This window comes from Actinomadura luzonensis, from assembly GCF_022664455.2.
GTDB lineage: Bacteria > Actinomycetota > Actinomycetes > Streptosporangiales > Streptosporangiaceae > Nonomuraea > Nonomuraea luzonensis.
This window is the reverse complement of record NZ_JAKRKC020000001.1, coordinates 5,978,635-5,999,929: the sequence shown is the minus strand read 5'-3', so window position 1 is coordinate 5,999,929 and position 21,295 is coordinate 5,978,635. Positions and strand designations below refer to the sequence as shown.

The window sequence follows — 21,295 nt, the reverse complement described above, 5'->3', positions numbered from 1 at the left end:
CGTGCCGCCTCACCCGCCCCCCGAACACAGGGGCGCTCCCGCGAGGACATTCGCGGGAGCGCCCCGTCCGGATGTGTCAGACGCCCACGTGTCAGACGCCCACGTGTCAGACGCCCATCGACTGCGTGTCGTTGCTCTCCGCGCCGCCGGCCTCGGTGACGCCGTTCTTGAGGTGGTAGCGGGCGATGGCCTCGCGCAGCACCTCGCCGTCGAGCTCCTTGCGCCTGACGAGCTGGGTCAGCACCGCCAGCGTGATCGAGGCCGCGTCCACGTGGAAGTGGCGGCGCAGCGCCGAGCGCGTGTCGGACAGGCCGAACCCGTCGGTGCCCAGCGAGGACCAGTCACCCGGCACCCACTGCGCGATCTGGTCCTGGACGGCCTTCATGTAGTCGCTGACGCCCACGAACGGCCCCTGGGCGTCGGACAGGGCCTGCGTCACGTACGGGACGCGCTGCTCGGCCTCGGGGTTGAGCAGGTTGTGCTCCTCGCAGGCCAGGGCCTCGCGGCGCAGCTCGGACCACGACGTGGCCGACCACACGGTGGCCGAGACGCCCCAGTCCTCGGCGAGCAGCCGCTGCGCCTCGACCGCCCACGGGCCCGCCACGCCGGAGGACAGGATGTTGGCCTTCGGGCCCTGCGTCTGCGGGCCGTCGGCGAACTTGTACAGGCCCTTGAGCAGGCCCTGCACGTCGAGGTTCGCCGGCTCGGCGGGCTGCAGGTAGGGCTCGTTGTAGACGGTCAGGTAGTAGAAGACGTCCTCCGGCTGGTCGCCGTACATGCGCCGCAGGCCGTCCTTGACGATGTGCGCCACCTCGAACGCCCAGGACGGGTCGTAGGAGACCGCGGCCGGGTTGGTGGAGGCGATGAGCGGCGTGTGGCCGTCCTCGTGCTGCAGGCCCTCGCCGTTGAGCGTGGTGCGGCCGGCGGTGGCGCCGAGCAGGAAGCCGCGGCCCATCTGGTCGCCCATCTGCCACATCTGGTCGCCGGTGCGCTGCCAGCCGAACATCGAGTAGAAGATGTAAATCGGGATCATGTGCTCGCCGTGCGTGGCGTACGCGGTGCCGGCGGCGATCGCCGAGGCCATCGAGCCCGACTCGCTGATGCCCTCGTGCAGGATCTGGCCCTGCACGGCCTCCTTGTACGACAGCAGCAGCTCGCGGTCCACGGCCTCGTACGTCTGGCCGTGCGGCGAGTAGATCTTCGCCGACGGGAACATGGCGTCCATGCCGAACGTGCGGGCCTCGTCCGGGATGATCGGCACGAACCGGTGGCCGATCTCCTTGTCGCGCATGAGGTCCTTGAGCAGGCGCACGAACGCCATGGTGGTGGCGACCTGCTGCTTGCCCGAGCCCTTGCCGAAGGTCTTGTAGACCTCGTCGCCCGGCAGCTTGATCGGCTTGGCCCGCTGCACCCGCTTGGGCAGCACGCCGCCGAGCGCCGCGCGGCGCTCCTTCATGTACTGGATCTCGGGGTCGTTCTCGCCCGGGTGGAAGTAGGGCGGCAGCTCGCCCTCCAGCGCCGAGTCGGGGATCGGCAGGTAGAGCCGGTCGCGGAACTCCTTGAGCTCGGCCTTGGTGAGCTTCTTCATCTGGTGCGTGGCGTTGCGCGCCTCGAAGTCCTTGCCCAGCGTCCAGCCCTTGATGGTCTGGGCGAGGATCACCGTCGGCTGGCCGACGTGCTCGCGGGCCGCCTTGAAGGCCGCGTAGACCTTGCGGTAGTCGTGGCCGCCGCGCGACAGCTTGCGGATGTCGTCGTCGGACAGGTGCTCGACCATCTTGCGCAGGCGCGGGTCGGAGCCGAAGAAGTGGTCGCGGATGTAGGCGCCCGACTCGACCGAGTACGTCTGGAACTGGCCGTCGGGGGTGGTGTTCATCTGGTTGACCAGCACACCGTCGACGTCGGCGGCGAGCAGCGGGTCCCAGTCGCGGCCCCACACGACCTTGATGACGTTCCAGCCGGCGCCGCGGAAGTACGACTCCAGCTCCTGGATGATCTTGCCGTTGCCGCGCACCGGGCCGTCGAGCCGCTGCAGGTTGCAGTTGATGACGAAGGTGAGGTTGTCGAGCTCCTCGCGGGCGGCGAGGCCGATGGCGCCGAGCGACTCGGGCTCGTCCATCTCGCCGTCGCCGAGGAAGGCCCATACGTGGCTGCGGCTGGTGTCCTTGATCTGGCGGTTGAGCAGGTAGCGGTTGAACCGCGCCTGGTAGATCGCGCCGATCGGGCCCAGGCCCATGGAGACGGTCGGGAACTCCCAGAAGTCGGGCATGAGCCGCGGGTGCGGGTAGGACGGCAGGCCGCGGAAGCCGTGCGAGAGCTCCTGGCGGAAGGCGTCGAGCTGGGACTCGTTGAGCCGGCCCTCCAGGTAGGCGCGGGCGTAGATGCCCGGCGCCGCGTGCCCCTGGAAGAAGACCTGGTCGCCCGACTCGCCGTGGTCCTTGCCCCGGAAGAAGTGGTTGAAGCCGACCTCGTAGAGCGAGGCCGCCGAGGCGTAGGTGGCGATGTGGCCGCCGACGTTGGTGCGGGCGTTGGCCCGGGACACCATGACCGCCGCGTTCCAGCGGATGTAGGCGCGGATGCGGCGCTCGACGTGCTCGTCACCGGGGAACCAGGGCTCGCGCTCCGGCGGGATGGTGTTGATGTAGTCGGTGCTCCGCAGGCCCGGCACGCCGACCTGGTGCTCGCGGGCCCGTTCCAGCATGCGCAGCATCAGGTAGCGGGCTCTGGTGCGGCCTTCGGTCTTGACGACGTTGTCGAGAGACTCGAGCCACTCGTTGGTCTCACTGGGGTCGACATCAGGCAGCTGGCTGGGTAGGCCGTCGCTGATGATCGAGAATCGCTGGCGTCCGGAAGCCACTGGGTCTCGCCTTCCGAGAATGACTGATGTCTGGTCTGGGTCGCCTTCCATCCTGGTCGCTAGCCGTAGAAAACGCATCTCTACTGGCCGGTAACCAGAGTGTCCCTGCTGGCAGGGAGCGCTCCGATGGCCTAGACCACCGATGGTAGGACGAATCGCAGTCAAAGGTTACATCCCGGGAGCAATTTAACAAGACAGGAAAATGAACGAAATTTCGCTCGAATGCCTGGGCCTGTCCCCGGGGCGTCCCCTGCCGCACCTGCACCCTCCCCCGAACGGGGACGGTCGTCACCAGGACGGCCGGGCGAGTCTAGCGGCCGATCCTGGCAGCGGCCTCCGCAGGGGCACGAACAGCCTGGTCAAAGCGCCTCGTCGAGCGGGACGAGCCCCTGCTGGAGCGCGTAGATGGCGGCCTGCGTGCGGTCGGACACGCCCAGCTTGGCCAGAATGCTGCTGACATGCGACTTGACCGTCTCCCTGCCCATCCGCAGGTCCCTGGCGATCTCGGCGTTGGAGCGCCCCCTCGCCAGCGCCGCCAGCACGTCCCGCTCCCTCGGCGTGAGCGTGTCGAGCGGGCGGGGGCGCTCGGCCCGGCGTACCTGCCTGACCAGCAGCGCCGCGATGCCCGGCTCCAGCACGCTGCCGCCGCGCGCCGCCGCGCGGACCGCCTCGACCACCCGGTCCACGGCGCTCGTCTTGGACAGATAGGACAGCGCCCCGAGGCGCACCGCCTCCACCACCCGGTCCTCCTCCTGGAAGGAGGTCAGCACGATGACCGCCGGGGCCGGCGCGTCGCCGCCCTCCCGCAGCGCCCGCAGCGCCGCCAGGCCGTCCGTGCCGGGCATGACGAGGTCGAGGAGCATCACGTCGGGACGCAGGGCGCGCACGGCCCGCAGGGCGGCCTCGCCGTCGGCGGCCTCGCCCGCCACCTCGATGCCGTCCTCCTGCTCCAGGACGAAGCGGAGGCCCTGCCGCACCACCTCGTGGTCGTCCACGATCAGCACCCGGACGGGCGTCCTCGGCTCGTCGCCGCTCCCGTGACCGGTCACGTCAGCCTCGCCGTCACGGTCGTGCCGCCCTCGCCGCTGCTCACCGTGAGCCGCCCGCCCAGCTCCGTCACCCGCTCGCGCATCAGCGTCAGCCCCATCCCGTGCCGCCCCGCCACGTCCGCCGGGTCGAAGCCGGTCCCGTCGTCGGTCACCGAGACGACGACCGCGCCGTCCCCGTCCCGGCACAGCCGCACCTCGACCTCGGACGGCGCCGCGTGCTTGACCGCGTTGCCCAGCGCCTCCTGCACCAGCCGCAGCACCGCGTGCTCGGCCGCCGCCTCCAGCGCCACCTCCTCCAGCACCGCCTCCACCCGGAGGCCGAGCCGGGTCTCGTACGCCCGGCACAGCTCCTCCAGGGCGGGCGTCAGCCCCGCGTCCTCCAGCGCCACCGGCCGCAGCTCCAGCAGCAGCGCCTGCATCTCGCGCATCGCCCGCGCGGAGGTCCGCTCCATCGCCTCCGCCTGGCCGCGCAGCTCGCGCGGCGCGGCCCGGCGCATGCCGGCGGCCAGCAGGCTCAGCGAGAACAGGTCCTGGGAGATGGAGTCGTGCAGCTCCCTCGCGATTCGGCCGCGCTCGGCCTGCCTGGCCTCGGTGCGCGCGGTGCGGCTGGCGGTCTCGACCGCCGCGCCCAGCCGGTCGGTCATGGCGTTGAACGACTGCTCCAGCGTGCTCACCTCGTCAGAGCCGGACACCGCGACCCTGGGCCGGAAGTCGCCGGCCGCCACCGCCGTCGTGACGTCGGCCAGCCTGCGCACCCGCCCGATCAGCCGCCGCGTGCTCAGCAGCCCGAACACCAGCCCCACCGGCACCACCAGCGCCAGCACCAGCAGCGTGAGGACGACCATGGGCGTGAGGTCGGGCATCGTCGCCGGATCGGCGTCGGCTGGGGCCTGGACGTGCACGAACCCGATCACCCCGGGCCCGTCCGGGTTCTTGATCTGCACCGGGCTGAGGTGCCAGACCGTCGGCCCGGTCCTGGTGCGGCCGTTGCCTCCGCCGCCGTCGCCGTTTCTCTCGGGCAGCGGCGGGACGGGCGGGGCCACGGGCGGGCGCGCCTGTCTCGGCGCCGGTATCGGCAACGGCAGGTCCAGCCTGGTGCCGGGCCGGTAGATGCCGGGGGCGGAGCTGGCCAGGATGAGGCCGTCGCGGTTCACGACGGTCTCCAGCATGGCGAGGCCCGGCTCGGCGTGCGGCCTGGCGCCGCCCGCGAGCGTGCGGCCCCTGCTGGCGGCCGCGGCGTCGCGCAGCAGGGCGTCGGCGTCGCGCAGCAGGGCGTCGGCGTCGCGGCCGGTGGCCGCCAGCCGGTCCGCCTCCTGGGTGATCGCCTTGGCGTCGCCGGCCGCCCGCTCCTCCAGCACGCCCGCCAGGTCGGACGCGGCGGCCTGCGGAATGAGGAACACCGCGACGACCGCGGCCTCGACCAGGAGCACGGCGGTGATCGTGACCAGCACGTACGAGGCCGCCATCCGCCCGCGCAGCCCAAGACCCCACATTCCTCGCAGCGTAACGATCCCGTCATGCCCGGTCCTCCCCCGGAAGAGGGAGGTAAAAATCGTCCGATCTCGGGATCCGGTCTTTTCGTCCGGCTTTCTGCGTACCAATGTGGGAGGTATGAATGCGACGGCAGGAGACCGTCTCCTGGTACACGGGTATGCCGTTGGGAAAAGGGACAGGAGCGGCGTCATCGCGGAGATGCGCGGCCCGTGCGGCGGGCCGCCGCGTACGGTGCGGTCCGGCGACGGGCGCACCGGGCCGGTCTTTGCCGGCCCTGATGCCGTCGATGTGCGTCAGTAAGATTATTTCGTGAGATCAGAAATCATCTCTGTGGCCACAGGTTCGCGAGAGACCGTGCATGACATCACCGGCGAATGCGCCGATTTCGTCCGCGGTCAGGGTGAGGATGGGTTGCTGCACATCTTCGTGCCGCACGCCACCGCCGGCGTCGCCCTGCTGGAGCTGGGCTCCGGCAGCGACGACGACCTGCTGGCGGCGCTGCGCGACCTGCTGCCGGCCGACGACCGGTGGCGGCACCGCCACGGCTCGCGCGGTCACGGCAGGTCACATGTCATGCCCGCGCTGGTCCCGCCGTACGCCACCGTGCCGGTGCTCGGCGGGCGGCTGGCGCTGGGCACCTGGCAGTCCATCGCCCTCGTCGACCTGAACGTCGACAACCCGCAACGTCAGGTTCGCCTGTCGTTTTTGTCTGATTGAATCTGGCCGACTACGGCCGTACCCGTGGCGACCGTTGACGACTGAGGGTCACAGCGTGTGGACTGTCCCGAAGCGATAAACCGCATAAGCGGGGCCACTCAAGCAGGAGGGATAAACGTGAGCGCGACCGCGGGTCAGGCGCAGGGCGAGCGCGGCCTGGCCGAACGACTCGGCCTCAAGCCGGGTCAGGTGGTGCAGGAGATCGGCTGGGACGAGGACGTCGACGACGATCTCCGCGACTCCATCGAGAACGTGACCGGCACTGAGCTGCTGGACGAAGAGAGCGACGAGGTCGTCGACGTGGTGCTGCTGTGGTGGCGCGACGGCGACGGCGACCTCTTCGACACGCTGACCAGCGCCATGCGTGCACTCGCCGAAGGCGGCCAGATCTGGCTGCTCACCCCCAAGGCCGGGCGCGAGGGCCACGTGGAGCCGAGTGACATCGGGGAGGACGCCGCCACCGCGGGTCTGTCGCAGACCAGCAGTGTCTCCGCGGCCCCCGACTGGTCGGGAACCAGGCTCGTGACGCCGAAGGGCCGGGGGCGATAAGGACCCGCCGAAGCTGTGACCCAGGGAGCTCCGGCGCCGCTCATGCGGCAGGATGAAGGCGTGAACCGCTTGGACGCGCATCCTGCCGAGGTCGGCGCCCCGGCTCCGGACTTCGAGCTACAGGACCAGCACGGCGCCCCGGTGCGCCTGTCCCGGCTCAGGGGCGGCAAGGTCGTGCTGGTCTTCTACCCGCTTGCCTTCAGCGGCATCTGCGGCAACGAACTCGACGCGCTGCGCGACACGCCGCTCGGCGACGACGTGCGCGTGCTCACGGTGTCCGTCGACTCCGTCTTCGCGCTCCGTGCCTGGGCGGATCGTCAGGGTTACCCCTTCTCGCTGCTCTCTGATTTCTGGCCACACGGACAGGTCGCTCAGGCGTACGGTGTGTTCGATGAGACGAAGGGGCTCGCCCAGCGGGGGACCTTCATCATCGACGGCGAGGGTGTGATCCGGTGGTCGGTGATCAGACCGATCTCCTCCGCGCGCGACGTCGCCGACTACGTCAAGGCGCTCGCCGACATCCAGTGACACACCGGCACAGACTTCGGAGGAAACGATGCCCTGCTACCGCTGCGGGGCCCGGCAGACGGACCCCGTCCGCGGCGCCAGCCCGTGGCAGCGCGGGGTGCGCCACGAGTCCCAGGTGCTGATCTGCCCGGACTGTCAACGCCTGCACGACCTCGACCTCGACCACTGCGGCACCTGCGGCTCCACGGCGCTCATCTGCCGGCTGGGCGAGGTGGAGTGCCGGGCCTGCGGGGCCGTGTGGCTGGCGCGGGCGGACGACCCGCTCGCCTGCCCGTCCGCGGCCGCGCCCGACCCGCCCCCGGCGGCCAGGGACCTCGCGGTGGAGGTGGAGGCGGCGCTCAACCGCGTCCTCGGCCGCGCCTGACCCGCGCCCGGCCCCCACCGCCCCTTCCCGGGGCCCGTACCACCTGCGCTATCGTCTCCTACCGTGTCCGCATTGAGCAGTACGTCGAGCAGCCCGGCGAGTAGGTCATCGTTCGTCGTCGCGCTCGACGTCGGTGGCACCTCCATGAAGGGCGGCCTCGTCAGCGACTCCGGCAAGGTGCTGCTGAGCGAGCGGCGCCCCACGCCGCGCACCGAGGGCGGCGAGGCGGTCGTGGCCGCCGTCTCCGACTTCATCAGCCACCTGGCCGCGGCCGGCGACGGCGAGCCGGCGGGCGTCGGCCTGGCCGTGCCCGGCCTGGTCTCCGAGCACGCCGCCATCTACGCCACCAACCTCGGCTGGCGCGACGTCCCCGCCTCCGCGTTCACCACCCTGGACATCCCCGTCATGCTGGGCCACGACGTCCGCACGGGCGGCCTCGCCGAGAGCATCCTGGGCGCCGGACGCGGCGTGTCCGACTTCCTGTTCCTGCCCATCGGCACCGGCATCGCCGGCGCCTCCATCATCCGCGGCGAGCCGTACGGCGGCTCCTCCGGCTGGGCCGGCGAGATCGGCCACACCCCCGTCTTCCCCGACGGCGAGCAGTGCGCCTGCGGCCAGTTCGGCTGCCTGGAGACGTACGCCTCGGCCGCCTCCGTGGGCCGCCGCTACAGCCGGCGCGCCGGCGTCGAAGGCGTCAAGGCCGAGCAGGTGGTCACCTCCGACGACCCGATCGCGATCGAGATCTGGGACGAGGCCGTGGAGGCGCTGTCGCTGGCGCTGGCCACGTACACGCTGCTCCTGGACCCGTCGGTCATCGTCCTCGGCGGCGGCCTCGCCGAAGCCGGCCCCGCCCTGTTCGACCCGGTCCGCACCCGCCTGGTCAAACGCCTGGCCTTCCGCGACGCCCCGCCCCTCGTCCCGGCCGCGCTCGGCGTCGACGCCGGCATGCTCGGCGCCGCCCTCCTCGGCTGGCGCGCCGCCGGCCGCCCGGAGCTGGGGCCCGGGTGGGAAGTGGATGTGCGATCGGTGCCCTTGGTGTCGTAAGGTGTAGTGCCGATCAGGGGCGGTTAGCTCAGCGGTAGAGCACTCGCCTTACAAGCGAGGGGTCACTGGTTCGAACCCAGTACCGCCCACCTGCATCAGGAAGCCCCGCAGCGATCATGAGTCGCGCGCCTGCCGAAGGTCTGCGCCAGCGGCCAGGAGCCGTTGCCCGAAGGGCGAAAGCTGCAGAGACGGATGGCGCCGTAGTATCTTCGCGCCGTGACTACTGTCGAGATCTCGATGACCCTTGCTCTCGCGGCAGTGGCCATCATGTTGCTCGCAAGAGCACGGCGGCCAGGTCGCACTGATCGTCAGCGCAAGGAGGCTCGCACGACAGTGACCTTGATGTTCGTTCTCTGGATCGGCGGGATCCTGCTCGGAAAGATCGTCCTCTGGACGAGTTGATCGTGCGTCCAAGTGGATCGGGCGAGAAGGCGACCCTTGGAAGGGCCTTGATGTACGTGAGGTTCCAGAGTCCGACGCCGAACCGTCGCGGGACATGCCCGGGGGTGTTCGGCCTGCTCAACGGCCTCGCCGGGCAGGGGCTCCTGTCGGAGGCGGAGGAGGCGTTCAGGCGCGCGAACAACGCCTGGTACGAGGCCAACTTCACCGACCCCGCGACCGTGGACCCCACTGTCTATGACCGCGACATCAACCCGGGAGCGGCGGCCTGGTTCAAGGCGTCAGCCGGTCACCTGATCCAGCGGGTGCCTGGATACCTGGCCATCCTGGCCGCCCACGACGTGCAGTGCGTACGCCTCGAATCGGCGGATCCCGGCAGGATCATCTACGAGGACGACGATCAAGTGGTGGTCGTGCCCCACTCTCACGCGACCGGGTAAGCGTCTTCCAGGTCGTGCCGATCGGCTGCACATCAAGCAGCACCGAGGCGATCCGGCGTGAAGACGCACCGACTGCGCCAGGCGCGATATCTCGCAAGGCGCGCGAAGCGACTCTTGTCGTCGATGAGCGACGTATTTCCGTATCCACCGTCGATGGTCAGAAGCGGTAACCCCGCTATGGGCCGCCCGGCTCCATCTTGGTCGGGGAGAGAATGGTGGAAGAGGGGACGCGTGCCAGGGAGCGCTGCGGCCGAGAAGGATGGCGACTCCCTTTCTGGGCGCCGGCCTCGGCCTCTTTCCGGAGGGCGGCGTCAGCAACACGTACGGGTTTGATTCGCAGCAGCTGGAGGTGCGGGGCCTCGTCCGACAGGGCCTTTGTGCTTTGCTTCGTGCCCGCCAACCCCTCGCATGAACGGACCCTCGCCTTGGCGAAGCTGAACCAGATCCTCGCCGTGGAAAAGGGCGTCAAGGCCAGCAGCCAGCGCGCGGTCACCGATGCCTACCACACCATCCAGAAGCCGCCCCTGCTGTCCGGCCTGTCGCGCACCTACCAGCCGATCGACGACGAGGGTGAGCAGCTCCCGCCGGAGTCGACCCGCGTCCAGGTGAAGGCCGAGGAGGTGCTGGCCGAGGTCGGCAAGGCGCTGACGAAGCTGTTCGACGTGACCGCGACCAAGGACTGGACGAACACCGTCGCCAAGGCCGACGTGGTCGTGGACGGGCAGCCGCTCATCGAGGGCGCGCCGGTCACCTACCTGCTGTTCCTCGAGAAGCAGCTCGTCGACCTGCACACGCTCATCTCCAAGCTGCCGACGCTGGATCCGGCCGAGACGCAACCACGTCCTGGCCGAGGCGACCGACAAGCACCCGGCGCAGGTGCAGGTGTTCACCGAGGACATCGTCGTCGGCTACTGGACCAAGACGGCCTTCTCCGGCGCCCTGCCGGTCGAGGACCGCCGGGTTGGCGACGCCGTCTTCGCCTACCTTTTCGCCTGACCTGAGAACTCCCCGTTGAGCGCGGGGTGCGCGTTAGCGCAAAAGCTGAAGCTCAGGCTGAAGCTGACGAACGGCTCAAGTGAAGGTTCGAGACCTTCCCCGGGCATTCGGGCCCGGGTAGCCCAACAGGCAGAGGCGGCCGGTCAAGTTCAGATTCTCGCTCGAAGCTCAGCATTGACCGTCGAGCGCCAGATCGACCGAGGACGGGCGATGATTGTTGAGATGCCGGTTCGAATCCGGCCCGCGGCTCTTCGTGCCGCGGTGGCTCAACGGCAGAGCGCACATCGTCAGGACTGACCTGTTCTCTTAAACGCTGCTGGCCTCGGACATGGCGGCACCATCAAGGCCCCCCGGCTTGGGTAGTCCGGGGGGCCGCTGCTTTCCCGGGGCTGTCGTCGCGCTCTCAGCCTCGGTTGATCGACCAGGCGCCGTCGGCCTCGACGGTGACATAGCGGGTGCCCGCGGGCAGCAGCACCCGCCCTCGATAGTCGCCGATCTTGTTGACGAGCAGCTTCGTGGTGCTGCCGCGGTTGTCGAGAGTCCACACGACGAAGTTCGACTCGCCGGCGTGCCGCAGGGTGATCCGGCGTGCCGCCTTGAGGGGTGCGGTGAGCCGGAGGACGTCCGCGCCCTCGCCCTTGGCGTTGATCGCCCAGTAACGGGCCTTGGTGAGCGGCAGGACCTGGAGCGTCCACGCGCCGTCCGCGGTGATCTCCAGGGAGCGCACCTTCTGCCGGGAGATGGTGTTGAACGCGACGGTGCCCTTGTAGTCACCGACCGCGTTGGCCACCAGCCCCACCTGCTTGCCGCTGGTGGACAGCGCCCACACGATGAAGTTGGACTCGCCTCGGTGGGTGGCCTTCACGAGGGACGGCTGCGTGGTCACGGGGATGCGGATCACGTCGTCGCCTTCGCCGCGGTAGGTGGTGGCGGCGGAAGCGGCCTGGGGCGGGACGGCGAGGAACGTTCCGACAAGCACGGCGAGGACGGCGAGGACGCGTAAACGCATGGCGTGGCTCCTGAGGCGGAAGGGCATGGACGGGAAGAAGACGCGCGAGGGATCTCCGGGGTGTACTCGTCGTTGCCCGGTGAGGAGAGTGACACGTCCCGCAGGAAGGTCCTGGCAGCTCGTTCGCGCCCGGGCCCGTCGGCGGCGATGTTGTCGCCCTCGCCCGTCAGTCCGTCGTCGGCGGCACCGTCGAGAGTCACCGACGGCTTGCCGACGCGCGAGGTGTAGTCGACGGTGTCCGTGCCGCCCCGGCCGATGAAGGTGTCCTTGCCGTCGCCGAGGCTCTCGGCCTGCAGCACGTCGTCGCCCGGCCCGCCGCGGAAGTGGGCGTTGCGGCGCCGCCGTTGACCAGGTCGTTCCCCTCCCCGCCGGTCACCCGGACGGGGACGGTGCTGAGGTTGGTGACGATGTCGTCCTTGTTGCCCAGGGAGATCTGGATGTACTGGACGAGGCCGGCGCAGCGCACGCCGGTGCCGTGGGCCACGCTGTTGCGGGCCGGCTCCAGCACGTCGCGGGATGTGGCCCGAGGGGTTCTCCACGCGGGTGTCGGCGCGCACGGGAAGCGCCAAGGACGCTTCCAGGTACACCCGATGAGGGGCGGTACGCGGTGGTCCGTCTGCATGGCCCGAGTACGCTGATCCGGATGTGCTCCGGCTTCGAGGAGGTTGAGCGCCCATGACCACGACGTTCGGCGCGATCGGGAGCGGGCGGCGGACGCGGTTCTTCCTGCGGCTGGCGGCGGCGGTGCCGGATCGGCTGCGGGTCAGCGGGGTCGTCACGCGCAGCGCCGAGCGGGGCGAGGAGGTGACCGCCCGCTGGGGCGTGCCGGCGTTCCGGACGGTCGGGGAGCTGCTGCGTCACGAGCGGCCCGACTACGTCGCCGCGGCGGTGCCGTGGGCGGCCATGCCGGACGCGATCCGCGAGGTGGCCGGGCACCGGACGCCGGTGCTGGCCGAGACGCCGCCCGCGCCCGACCTGGCCGGGTTGCGTGGGTTGTGGCAGGACGTGGGGGGCACCGGGCTGGTGCAGGTCGCGGAGCAGTACCTGCTGATGCCCGGGCACGCGGCGCGGCTGGCTCTGGTGCGGGAGGGCGTGATCGGGGAGCCGACGTCGGTGCAGGTGTCCTCGACGCACCTGTACCACGCGGTGTCGATGATCCGCGGCCTGCTGGGCGTCGGGTTCGACGCGGCCGAGGTGCGCGCGGGCGCGTTCGAGGCGCCGCTCGCCGACCCGCTGACCTTCGACGGCTGGAGCGGCGACGATACGCCGCAGCGTCGCACCACCACCATCGCGACCCTCGACTTCGGCGGCCGGATGGGCCTGTACGACTTCACCGACAACCAGTGGTGGAACCCGCTGCGCATGCGGCGCGTCGTGGTGCGCGGCTCCAGGGGCGAGCTGGCCGACGACCGGGTGGTCCGGCTGGCCGACCCCACGACGCCGGTGGAGTCCGTGCTGATCCGGCGGGACACCGGGGTCGATCTCAACCTGGAGCTGCGCGACCTGAAGCACATCAGCTTCGACGGGCGGGTGGTCTACCGCAACCCGTTCGACGGGGCGGGGCTGTCGGACGACGACATCGCGGTCGCGGACATCCTGGAGCGGACGGGGGCCTGGGCCCGGCAGGAGGGGCCGCCGCCGTACCCGCTCGCCGAGGCGTGCCAGGACCACCTGATCTCGATCGCGATCGGGGAGGCGGCCAGGAGCGGCACGCCGGTCGTCACCGGTAAGGAGGCGTGGGCGGGGTAGCGGCTCCGCCTCGACCGCGTCAGCGTGGGCGGGGGCCCTTCCGCTTGTTGCGGCCGGCGGGCGGGGGCGGGGGCGGGGTGGCGCGGCGGCTGCGCGCGGCGTTCTGGGGTGGTTTGCGGGTTTTGGGCTGCTGCTGCGGCGTGGTACGGCCGCGGGAACTGTTCGGCGTGCGGCCGCGTACGATGCCGATGAAGTCCTCCACCAGGTCGGTGGTCGCGTCCGTGAGCCAGGCCAGGCCCACCTGTGACTGCGGCGCGTCCGTCACCGGCCGGTACGTGAGGTCCCTGCGGTGGTGCAGGCGGGCCAGCGACTGCGGGACCAGGAGCAGCCCGGCCCCGGACGCCACCAGCTCGACCGCCTCCGCCGTCGTCGCCGGGCGGGTGAACGCCGGCGAACCGGGACGGACCGGCCAGTCGAGGGTGTCGTCCAGAGGGTGCAGCACGTCGTCGTCGGCCAGGTCGGCGGGGCTCACCTCGTCGGCGGCGGCCACCACGTGGTCCTTGGGCACCACGACCACCGTGGTCTCCACGTAGAGCGGGATCACGCTGAGCCCGTCGCGCTCGACCGGCAGCCTGACGAAGCCCGCGTCGGCGCCGCCGTCGCGCAGCAGGCCCACGACCTCGGCGGCGGGCACGGCGACCAGCGTCAACGGGATCTCGGGCTTGCGCTCGGCCCAGATGCCGGCCCACTTCGCGGGAGTCACCCCGGGCGGGTACGCCAGGCGGAACTCGTCGCCGCTGTCTCCATCGGTCACCGCCTCAGGGTACCGATGTCAGCAAAGCCCTCCCGACTGGCTACGCTTGCCCTCATGAGCCCGTCCAAGCCGAAGACCGTCCAGACGATGAAGCCCGAGACCGCGGCCAAGAAGCTGGGCGTGCTGTTCTCGGCCACTCCCGCCGAGTTCCAGGCGGGCGTCGTCTCGCGGGACGAGCTGAACGAGCTGCAGGCCAGGCCGCCGGCCTGGCTCGCCGAGCTGCGCCGCAACGGGCCGCACCCGAAGCAGGTCGTCGCCGCGAAGCTCGGGGTCTCGATCTCCGGCCTGGCCAGAGGCGGTGTCACCGAGCCGCTCACCACCGACGAGATCGAGGCGTTGAAGGCGGAGAACCCCGAGTGGCTGGAGCGCGAGCGGACGGTCCAGGCCGAGGCCCGCAAGGAGGCGCAGCGCCTCAAGCAGCAGCGCTGACCGCACGGCGGCAGCGCCCGGGCGGGTGGCAGGAAAACGCGTGGCGGGCGCGGACGGCCTCGGGTTACGTTCGCAGGGCCGGCCACCGGCCGGCGTCCTGACCAGGGCCCCGACCGATCGGAGGCGCGCAGCACGATGACCTGCCACCTTGACGCACTCTGTTTCGACGCGCACGACCCCGCCCGCCTTGCCCGCTTCTGGGCCGGCGTCCTCGGCTGGAAGGAGAGCCGCAGCCCGCACGAGGACGGCATCGCGCTGCTGCCGGACGACGACACCGGGTTCCGGCTCCGGTTCCTGCCCTCGCAGGAGCAGAAGACCGGCCAGAACCAGGCGCACTTCGACCTGACCAGCACATCCCTCGACGACCAGCGGCAGACCGTGGCGAGAGCGCTCGACCTCGGCGCCCGGCACATCGACATCGGCCAGTCCCCCGACGAGGACCACGTCGTGCTCGCCGACCCGGAGGGCAACGAGTTCTGCGTGATCGAGCCGGGCAACAAGTTCCTCGCCGACTGTGGCTTCGTCGGCGCGCTCGCCTGCGACGGCACCCAGGCCGTCGGGTATTTCTGGAGCGAGGCGCTGGGCTGGCCGCTGGTCTGGGACCAGGACGAGGAGACCGCCATCCGCTCCCCGCACGGCGGCCCCAAGATCACCTGGGGCGGCCCGCCGGTCAGCCCCAAGACCGGCAAGAACCGGCTGCACTTCGACCTCGCTCCGCCCGCCGGCGGCGACCAGCAGGCGGAGGTCGACCGGCTGGTCGCGCTGGGGGCCAAGCGCGTCGACATCGGTCAGGGCGAGGTCGGCTGGGTGGTCATGGCCGACCCCGACGGCAACGAGTTCTGCGTCCTCGCCCCGCGCTGAGCCCTGCCGTCACGCCCTGGAGGTGAGGCGGCCACGGAACTCCGCGACGGCGCTCTGGAACAACCGGTTCATGTGCTCCAGCTCGCCCTCGGACGGCTCGCGGCGCAGCTCGACCTGGATCTTGAAGTCGTTGTCCTCGACCGCCACGTCGAGGCGGGCCAGCAGGTCGGGCGGCAGTTTGCCGAGCACGAACGCGCGGAAGGCGTCGGCGACCGCGCCCGCCAGGTCGCCGCAGCCGCAGGACTCGCCCGACTTGATCGCGGTGAGGTGGCCGCGGCCGGTGATCGCGTCGGGGTGCGCGACGTCCAGGGTGCTCAGCCCCGCCTCCACCATCTGCTGCGCCTCGGCCGGCCGCGCCTCGTGCTGCAGGAACAGCCCGAGCGCGATGCGCGCGCGGCCGAGCAGCTCGGCGTCGTGGGCCTGCTCGGCCTCGGCCACCGCCTCGCGCAGGCGCCGCTCGGCCTCGGCGGCGCGGCCGGCGGCCGACAGGGCCAGGCCCCAGTTGCGCAGCACCTGAGCGGTGAGGTCACGGCGGCCGAGGCCGGCGGCCCGGGCGTGCGCCTGCTCGTACGTGCGCAACCCGCCCTCGGTGTCGCCCGCGTCGTCCTGGGCCATGGCCAGGCCCAGCGCCGCCATCAGCGCCTCCTCCGGCCTGCCCTGCCGGTCGTAGGCGGCGAGGACCCTCCGGACGGCCTCCACCCGTCCCGCCTCGTCGCCGGCGTCGTGGCTGATGTTAGCCAGCTGCGACAGGACGTTGAGCGTCATCTGGTGGTCGGGCCCGAGCCGCTGCTCCAGCGCCCCCGCCAGGTCGGCGAGCAGGGCCTTGCCCATGGCCGGGTGGCGGCCGGAGCGGTCGGTGGCCGTCAGCGCGATCTGCTCGACCACCTCGTCAGGGAGCTGCCCCAGGTGCGGGAAGACGGGCTCGGCGCCGCCCGCGGCCAGCACGATCTCCGCGCGCAGCGCCAGCGCGGTGGCCACCCGCTCGTGGCCGCTGCTCCAGAAGATGGCGATGGTCTCCTCGATGAGCTGGCGCGCCTCGGCCAGCAGGCCGCGCTGCGCCAGGACGTCGGCCAGCGGCTCAAGCGCGTAGGCGTAGCCGGGGTGCTCGGGGCCGTAGAACTCGCGCCGCTCCTGGAGGTTGTGGCGCAGCTCGGTCTCGGCCTCGTCCAGCCGGCCGGCCATGGTCAGCACCGAGCCGAGGTTGAGGCGGTAGGTCAGGTGGTCCTGGTACGCCTCGCGGTCGCCGGTCGGCGGATGGGCGTCGCAGGCGTTGCGGAAGCACTCGACCGCCCGGTCGGGCTGCCGGGAGCTGAACAGGACGTTCCCGAGGTCGCACTGGGCGGCGGCCCACTGCGGGCTGCCGCGGCCGTGCGTGCGCTCGGCGGTGTCCACTTCCCGGAGCATGATCTGTTCGGCTTCGATCAGCCGGCCCTCCTGGAGGAGACCGAAGGCGAGATCGAGTGGAGTAGGTGACCCTGGCATGGGCGGGAGTATAGAGATCGGGTACGACACTCACCGGCATTCGGGCGGCAAGGGCGCTCGGCGTGCGCGACGGCGCGATCTCCGGCAGGGCCGTGCGACAGGATCCGCGCCTATACTCCCGGCATGGCTCCTGACACGGTGTTCGGGATCCCGACGCGGGCCGAGGGCGATCCGGAGCGGGTGGCGGTGCTGCTGCCCGGAGCGGGGTACGTGCCCGCCCGGCCGCTGCTGCACTTCGCGCGGGCGGTGCTCGTCCAGCACGGGTGGACGGTGCAGGAGATCTGGTGGGAGGCGCCCGCGACCCGGGACCCGGACGAGCTGGGGGGATGGGTGGCCGGGCAGGCGCGCGCGGCGCTGGACGCCGAGCGGGACGCGCGGCGGCTGCTCGTCGTGGCCAAGTCGCTCGCGACGTTCGCGCCCCGCTGGCCGCCGAGCGGGAGCTGCCCGCGATCTGGCTGACCCCGTTGCTGCGGTACGAGCCGGTCGTGGCCGGGCTGCGGCGCAACCCCGAGCCCGCGCTGCTGGTCGGCGGCGGCGCGGACGGCTCCTGGGACGGGGATGTGGCGCGCGAGCTCACCCGGCAGCCGGGCGTTCGCCGCGAGTACGTCGAGATCCCCGGCGCGAACCACGGGCTGGAGGGCGGCGGGCCGGTGAGGTCGGCGCGGATGCTGGCGGACGTGGTCGTGGCGATGGACCGGTTCGCCGGCACGCTCTGAAGGGTCAGACGGCCGCCAGGGCGGCGGCCGGGTCGGCGCCGGCCAGGGCGCGGAGCTGGTCGGCGAAGGCGAGAGCCTGCTCAGGGGTCATGCGGGGCTCGGAGCCCACGTAGAAGACGACGATGTCGCCCCCCTGCGAACGTACGGCGCTGAAAGGAATCATGGTGCTCCGCATTCTGCCGCGCGGCACCGACAGTTTCGAGCGAATTGAACCCCGCGGAGACGCCGTACGTCCTAATTCTCGAACGGTATTCGGAGGACCGTTCCCAGGCTCAGCCCAGTAGACCGACAGGGGAGCGGAACGTGGGCGTAGCACAATGGCCGGAGGTGCTGCCGGCCCCTAGTTTCGATGTCAGGCTGTCGCTCGTTCTGGGGGAACGGGCGCTGCACGTGAACGGAGATCTGCAGACCGCGCGGCGCTGGTTCGACGCCGCCTACCGCCAGGCCGAGCAGTCCGGCGACCCGATCGCGCTGGGGCTCGCGGCGCTGGGGCTCGGCGGGCGCTGGGTGCAGGAGCATCGCACGTGCGCGGAGTCGGAGGCGGTGCGCACCCGCCAGTTACGGGCTCTGTCGCTGCTCGACGCCTCCTCGCCGCTGGCGTTGCGGCTGCGGGTCAGACTACGGGGAGAGGACGACTATCGGGACGGTACACATACCGGGATCTTGCGGGCGTTGCGCGAGGCGCGGGACTCGGGGGACCCGTTCGCCGTGGCGGAGGCGCTCAGCCTGGCCCACCACTGCCTGCTCGGCCCCGAGCACGCGGCCCTGCGGCGCGAGCTGGCCGGGGAGCTGATCGGCCAGGCCGCGGTGACCGAGCGCCGGGGCGACCTGCTGATGGGCCTGATGTGGCGCACGGTCGACCTCTTCCTCGCCGCCGACCCGCACGCGGAACGCTGCCTGGAGGAGCTGCGCCGGCTGCTGGGCGAGCACGCCTACCTGGCGGTGGGGTACGTGGTCAACGCCATCGAGGTCATGCTCGCCATTCGCGAGGGCCGCTTCGACGAGGCGGAGAAGCTGGCCGGGGAGTGCTTCGAACGGGGCGTCAAGGCCGGCGACATGGACGCCACCGGCTGGTTCGGCGGCCAGGTCGGCGCGATCCGCTGGTACCAGGGCCGCGCCGGCGAGCTGGTGCCCGCGCTGCTCGACCTGGTCAGCTCGCCCACCCTCAGCCCGATCGACAACTCCTACCTCGCCGGCCTGGCGCTGGCCGCCGCCGTCGCGGGCGACCACCGGCTGGCGGCCGGGAACCTGGCCCGCGTCCGCGGCCGGGACCTGGCCGACCTGCCGAGCTCCAGCTCCTGGATGGTGTCGATGTACTTCGTCACCGAGACCGCCCACCTGCTCCAGGACGCGGGGACGGCGGCGCAGGCGTACGCGCTGCTCAGCCCGTACGCCGGCCTGCCGGTCATCGGCAGCCTCGGGGTGGTCTGCTTCGGCTCGGTGGAGCACTCGCTGGGCATGGCCGCGCTCACCATGGGCGACCTGGAACGGGCGGTCCGGCACCTGCGCGCCGCCGTCCAGGCGAACCTGGCGCTCGGGCACTGGCCGGCGGCCGCGCTGTCGCGGTGCCGGCTGGGGCAGGCGCTGGCGCTGCGCGACGGGCCGCAGGACGCGAGCGCGCTCGCCGAGCTGGCGACCGCCGCGCGCGAGGCCAGGGAGCTGGGGATGACGCTGCCCGGCCTGATCGGCCGGCCGGACGAGGCGCGCGGCGCGTGCCAGTTCCGGCGGCACGGCCGGCACTGGCGGATCGAGCTGGGCGGGCGGGTCGCGGTGGCGGACCACAGCGTCGGGATGGCCCACCTGGCCGCGCTCGTCGCCAACCCGGGCCGCGAGATCCTGGCCGCCGACCTCGCGGCGGGCACCTGGTCGCAGGAGGGCGAGGGCTCCTCGGCCCAGCCGGTGCTGGACGACCTCGCCAGGGACTCCTACCGGGAACGGCTGACGCAGCTCCAGGCCGAGATCGACGAGCTGGAGGAGATGAACGACCTGGAACGGGTGTCGGCGCTGCGCCTGGAACGCGAGTGGCTGGTGGCGGAGCTGACGGCCGCCACCGGGATCGGCGGCCGGGCCAGGCCGTTCGCGGGCAGCGAGGAGCGGGCCAGGATCGCGGTGGGCAAGGCGATCAGGCGGGCGCTGTCGCGGATCGCGGCCGTCGACGCGGTGATCGGGGAGGAGCTTCGCGCCACGGTGCAGACCGGGCTGCGATGCTGCTACCGGCCACGCTGAACGCACCCCGTGCGGGCGCCCGCGACGGGTGCCCGCACGGTCACGCGGCGGAACGGGCGATGGAACGGGATGGCACGCCCCCTGGGTGACGGGTCATGTCTCAGTCACGTCAGGGGGACGTCCACATGCGCACTGCGCAACGACTCACCGTGCCGATCCAGCTCGACCGGGATCTGCCCGAGCCGCTGCAGGCCCAGCTCACCGCCCAGCTCAGGGACGCCATCAGGGCCGGCCGGCTGGCGCCCCGCACCCGGATGCCGTCCACCCGCACCCTGGCCGCGGTGCTCGGGGTGTCGCGGGGCGTGGTGCTGGCGGCCTACGAGCGGCTGCTCGCCGACGGGTCCGTAGAGGGACGGCACGGCTCGGGCACGTACGTCGCCGGTTCCGAGCCGGCGCCGCCGGACGACCGGCCTCCGCCGCCCGGCGACCTCATCGACCTGCGGAGGGAGCTGCCGAGCACGCAGGCGTTCCCTTTGGCGGCGTGGCGGGCGGCGTGGCGGCGGGCCGGCCACCAGGCGCCGCCCGCCGACGAGCCGCCGCCCGGCGGGCTGCCCGAGCTGCGCGCGGCGATCGCGGCGTACCTGCGCGAGGCCCGCGGCCTGGTGCTCGACCGGCACGAGATCCTGGTCGCGGCGGGCCAGGACGAGGCGCTGGAGCTGCTGCTGCGCGGCCGGGGCCGCGGCCGCCCGCCGGTCATCGCGCTGGAGGACCCCGCGCCGCCGCAGCTCAGGGCCGCCTACGCGCGCCTCGGCACGGTGCTGCCGCTGCCCGCGGACGGCATGGGCGCCCGCCCCGACCTGGTCCCCCGGGGCTGCGACGTGGTCGCGGTGCTGCCCGAACGCGGCACCCCGCTGGGGACGCGCCTGCCGCTCCAGCGGCGCCGGGCCCTGGCGGCGTGGGCGCGGCGGAGCGGCGGGCTGGTCATCGAGCCGGCCTTCGACGGGCTGTTCGACGCCGGGGTGAACCCGCTGCCGAGCGTGCTCGCCGCCGGGGCCGGTGACGGGGCCGCGATGGTGGGGACGTTCCGCGACGTGCTGACGCCGTCGCTGCGGCTGGCCTTCGCGGTCGCCCCCAGGCAGCGGCCGGCCGGGCCGCCGGAGGAGGGCGGCGGGCCCGGGCAGGCGTCCCACACCTGCCAGCTCGCCGTGGCCGACCTGCTCGCCTCCGGCGCGGTGGCCCGCCGCGCGGCCCGGCTGACCGGCCAGTACGCCGCCAAGCGCGCGCTGGTCCGGCAGGCGCTCGCCGCCTACCCCGGCATCCGCCTGCTCGGCGCGGGCAGCGGGGCCTCGGCGACGCTGCTGCTGCCCGACGAGGTGGAGGCCAGGGCGGTGCTGGGCGCGCTGCGCGAGCGGCGCGTCGCGGTGGCCGAGCTGTCCGCCTTCTACCAGCGGCGCGGCGGCATGCACGTGCTCCGCAACGGCCTGGTCCTGCACTACGGCCACCTGGACGGCGTCACGCTGCGCCGCGCGCTCCGCGTCCTGACCCGCACGCTCGGCACCCACCGCCCTGGCTCCGGCACGGCCGCGTGGCCGGAACCGGACGGCCGCCGCACGGTCGCCTGACCTCGCCGGGCAGTGCGCCGCCCGCCGCGAAGGAGCACCGTGCAGGGAAACCGGGCCGAACACCCTTCAGGGG

General features: G+C 72.2%; 23 protein-coding genes and 1 tRNA gene. 17 read left to right on the top strand and 7 right to left on the bottom strand.

The window, feature by feature from the left end; translation table 11 throughout:
- Nucleotides 1–106: 106 nt before the first annotated feature.
- The 3 genes from aceE to MF672_RS28430 all read right to left on the bottom strand — a co-directional run bounded on the left by aceE (nucleotide 107) and on the right by MF672_RS28430 (nucleotide 5,396).
- Nucleotides 107–2,854: a pyruvate dehydrogenase (acetyl-transferring), homodimeric type gene (gene aceE / locus MF672_RS28440; RefSeq protein WP_407654747.1), complete on the bottom strand. Its 2,748-nt coding sequence runs from the start codon at nucleotides 2,852–2,854 to the stop codon at nucleotides 107–109.
- 359 nt (nucleotides 2,855–3,213) lie between these two features.
- Nucleotides 3,214–3,903, bottom strand: coding sequence for a response regulator (locus MF672_RS28435; RefSeq protein ID WP_242381600.1), 690 nt, complete (start codon nucleotides 3,901–3,903; stop codon nucleotides 3,214–3,216).
- Complete coding sequence (locus MF672_RS28430; RefSeq protein WP_247815465.1) at nucleotides 3,900–5,396, bottom strand: HAMP domain-containing sensor histidine kinase; 1,497 nt, start codon at nucleotides 5,394–5,396, stop codon at nucleotides 3,900–3,902. Before MF672_RS28430 ends, MF672_RS28435 begins: the two co-directional genes overlap by 4 nt.
- Between MF672_RS28430 and MF672_RS51845 the strand changes: the two genes are divergently transcribed.
- From MF672_RS51845 to MF672_RS28380, 10 genes are all read left to right on the top strand, one after another.
- A complete protein-coding gene (locus tag MF672_RS51845) occupies nucleotides 5,293–5,697 on the top strand; it encodes a DUF1918 domain-containing protein (protein WP_308210520.1) in 405 nt (134 codons plus the stop codon). The two genes, MF672_RS28430 and MF672_RS51845, sit on opposite strands and share 104 nt — an antisense overlap.
- A 9-nt stretch (nucleotides 5,698–5,706) precedes the next feature.
- Entirely contained in the window at nucleotides 5,707–6,114 is a 408-nt protein-coding gene (locus MF672_RS28420; RefSeq protein ID WP_242376402.1) for a secondary thiamine-phosphate synthase enzyme YjbQ, read from the top strand.
- A 117-nt stretch (nucleotides 6,115–6,231) separates the two neighbouring features.
- On the top strand, nucleotides 6,232–6,663 hold the full coding sequence (locus MF672_RS28415) for a DUF3052 domain-containing protein (RefSeq protein WP_242376403.1): 432 nt from the start codon (nucleotides 6,232–6,234) through the stop codon (nucleotides 6,661–6,663).
- A gap of 60 nt (nucleotides 6,664–6,723) precedes the next feature.
- Nucleotides 6,724–7,191, top strand: a complete 468-nt coding sequence (locus tag MF672_RS28410; protein ID WP_407654746.1) for a peroxiredoxin — start codon at nucleotides 6,724–6,726, stop codon at nucleotides 7,189–7,191.
- A 28-nt stretch (nucleotides 7,192–7,219) separates the two neighbouring features.
- Nucleotides 7,220–7,555 carry a hypothetical protein gene (locus MF672_RS28405; RefSeq protein WP_242376405.1) on the top strand — a complete coding sequence of 112 codons (336 nt, stop codon included), beginning with the start codon at nucleotides 7,220–7,222 and terminating at the stop codon, nucleotides 7,553–7,555.
- 63 nt (nucleotides 7,556–7,618) lie between these two features.
- On the top strand, nucleotides 7,619–8,599 hold the full coding sequence (locus tag MF672_RS28400) for an ROK family protein (RefSeq protein ID WP_407654745.1): 981 nt from the start codon (nucleotides 7,619–7,621) through the stop codon (nucleotides 8,597–8,599).
- A 17-nt stretch (nucleotides 8,600–8,616) separates the two neighbouring features.
- Nucleotides 8,617–8,688 (top strand) — tRNA-Val (locus tag MF672_RS28395).
- A gap of 127 nt (nucleotides 8,689–8,815) precedes the next feature.
- Nucleotides 8,816–9,001: a hypothetical protein gene (locus tag MF672_RS28390; protein WP_242376407.1), complete on the top strand. Its 186-nt coding sequence runs from the start codon at nucleotides 8,816–8,818 to the stop codon at nucleotides 8,999–9,001.
- Nucleotides 9,002–9,105: 104 nt separating this feature from the next.
- A complete protein-coding gene (locus MF672_RS28385) occupies nucleotides 9,106–9,438 on the top strand; it encodes a hypothetical protein (protein WP_242376408.1) in 333 nt (110 codons plus the stop codon).
- Between the two features lie 389 nt (nucleotides 9,439–9,827).
- Complete coding sequence (locus tag MF672_RS28380; RefSeq protein ID WP_242376409.1) at nucleotides 9,828–10,439, top strand: DUF7873 family protein; 612 nt, start codon at nucleotides 9,828–9,830, stop codon at nucleotides 10,437–10,439.
- 398 nt (nucleotides 10,440–10,837) lie between these two features.
- Here the strand turns inward: MF672_RS28380 and MF672_RS28375 are convergent, their stop codons facing one another.
- Nucleotides 10,838–11,443: a hypothetical protein gene (locus MF672_RS28375; protein WP_242376410.1), complete on the bottom strand. Its 606-nt coding sequence runs from the start codon at nucleotides 11,441–11,443 to the stop codon at nucleotides 10,838–10,840.
- 675 nt (nucleotides 11,444–12,118) lie between these two features.
- Between MF672_RS28375 and MF672_RS28370 the strand changes: the two genes are divergently transcribed.
- On the top strand, nucleotides 12,119–13,192 hold the full coding sequence (locus tag MF672_RS28370) for a Gfo/Idh/MocA family protein (protein ID WP_242376411.1): 1,074 nt from the start codon (nucleotides 12,119–12,121) through the stop codon (nucleotides 13,190–13,192).
- A gap of 19 nt (nucleotides 13,193–13,211) precedes the next feature.
- On the opposite strand, the gene MF672_RS28365 is transcribed toward MF672_RS28370, so the two are convergent.
- Nucleotides 13,212–13,946, bottom strand: a complete 735-nt coding sequence (locus MF672_RS28365; protein WP_242376412.1) for a LysR substrate-binding domain-containing protein — start codon at nucleotides 13,944–13,946, stop codon at nucleotides 13,212–13,214.
- 54 nt (nucleotides 13,947–14,000) lie between these two features.
- Between MF672_RS28365 and MF672_RS28360 the strand changes: the two genes are divergently transcribed.
- Nucleotides 14,001–14,375 (top strand): DUF5997 family protein, encoded by a 375-nt coding sequence (locus tag MF672_RS28360; protein ID WP_242376413.1) that lies wholly within the window; start codon nucleotides 14,001–14,003, stop codon nucleotides 14,373–14,375.
- A gap of 135 nt (nucleotides 14,376–14,510) precedes the next feature.
- On the top strand, nucleotides 14,511–15,236 hold the full coding sequence (locus MF672_RS28355) for a VOC family protein (RefSeq protein ID WP_242376414.1): 726 nt from the start codon (nucleotides 14,511–14,513) through the stop codon (nucleotides 15,234–15,236).
- Nucleotides 15,237–15,245: 9 nt separating this feature from the next.
- Here the strand turns inward: MF672_RS28355 and MF672_RS28350 are convergent, their stop codons facing one another.
- A complete protein-coding gene (locus MF672_RS28350) occupies nucleotides 15,246–16,718 on the bottom strand; it encodes a tetratricopeptide repeat protein (protein WP_242376415.1) in 1,473 nt (490 codons plus the stop codon).
- A 123-nt stretch (nucleotides 16,719–16,841) separates the two neighbouring features.
- On the opposite strand from MF672_RS28350, the gene MF672_RS28345 reads away from it, so the two are divergent.
- Nucleotides 16,842–17,177: a hypothetical protein gene (locus MF672_RS28345; RefSeq protein ID WP_242376416.1), complete on the top strand. Its 336-nt coding sequence runs from the start codon at nucleotides 16,842–16,844 to the stop codon at nucleotides 17,175–17,177.
- Between the two features lie 5 nt (nucleotides 17,178–17,182).
- The gene (locus MF672_RS28340; RefSeq protein ID WP_242376417.1) at nucleotides 17,183–17,434 is read left to right on the top strand and encodes a hypothetical protein; all 252 of its coding nucleotides are present in this window, start codon (nucleotides 17,183–17,185) and stop codon (nucleotides 17,432–17,434) included.
- A 4-nt stretch (nucleotides 17,435–17,438) separates the two neighbouring features.
- On the opposite strand, the gene MF672_RS28335 is transcribed toward MF672_RS28340, so the two are convergent.
- Nucleotides 17,439–17,597, bottom strand: a complete 159-nt coding sequence (locus MF672_RS28335; RefSeq protein WP_242376418.1) for a hypothetical protein — start codon at nucleotides 17,595–17,597, stop codon at nucleotides 17,439–17,441.
- Nucleotides 17,598–17,824: 227 nt separating this feature from the next.
- On the opposite strand from MF672_RS28335, the gene MF672_RS28330 reads away from it, so the two are divergent.
- A complete protein-coding gene (locus tag MF672_RS28330) occupies nucleotides 17,825–19,660 on the top strand; it encodes a hypothetical protein (protein ID WP_242376419.1) in 1,836 nt (611 codons plus the stop codon).
- Nucleotides 19,661–19,785: 125 nt separating this feature from the next.
- Entirely contained in the window at nucleotides 19,786–21,222 is a 1,437-nt protein-coding gene (locus MF672_RS28325; protein ID WP_242376420.1) for an aminotransferase-like domain-containing protein, read from the top strand.
- Nucleotides 21,223–21,295 lie beyond the last annotated feature (73 nt).

Bases quoted from the DNA above. Each gene is read 5' to 3' on its own strand.
- MF672_RS51845 (WP_308210520.1), top strand. From the start codon at position 5,293: ATGAGGAACACCGCGACGACCGCGGCCTCGACCAGGAGCACGGCGGTG.
- MF672_RS28430 (WP_247815465.1), bottom strand. From the start codon at position 5,396: ATGTGGGGTCTTGGGCTGCGCGGGCGGATGGCGGCCTCGTACGTGCTG.
- MF672_RS28405 (WP_242376405.1), top strand. From the start codon at position 7,220: ATGCCCTGCTACCGCTGCGGGGCCCGGCAGACGGACCCCGTCCGCGGC.
- MF672_RS28375 (WP_242376410.1), bottom strand. From the start codon at position 11,443: ATGCGTTTACGCGTCCTCGCCGTCCTCGCCGTGCTTGTCGGAACGTTC.
- MF672_RS28370 (WP_242376411.1), top strand. From the start codon at position 12,119: ATGACCACGACGTTCGGCGCGATCGGGAGCGGGCGGCGGACGCGGTTC.
- MF672_RS28360 (WP_242376413.1), top strand. From the start codon at position 14,001: ATGAGCCCGTCCAAGCCGAAGACCGTCCAGACGATGAAGCCCGAGACC.
- MF672_RS28355 (WP_242376414.1), top strand. From the start codon at position 14,511: ATGACCTGCCACCTTGACGCACTCTGTTTCGACGCGCACGACCCCGCC.
- MF672_RS28350 (WP_242376415.1), bottom strand. From the start codon at position 16,718: ATGCCAGGGTCACCTACTCCACTCGATCTCGCCTTCGGTCTCCTCCAG.
- MF672_RS28345 (WP_242376416.1), top strand. From the start codon at position 16,842: ATGGCTCCTGACACGGTGTTCGGGATCCCGACGCGGGCCGAGGGCGAT.
- MF672_RS28335 (WP_242376418.1), bottom strand. From the start codon at position 17,597: ATGATTCCTTTCAGCGCCGTACGTTCGCAGGGGGGCGACATCGTCGTC.
- MF672_RS28325 (WP_242376420.1), top strand. From the start codon at position 19,786: ATGCGCACTGCGCAACGACTCACCGTGCCGATCCAGCTCGACCGGGAT.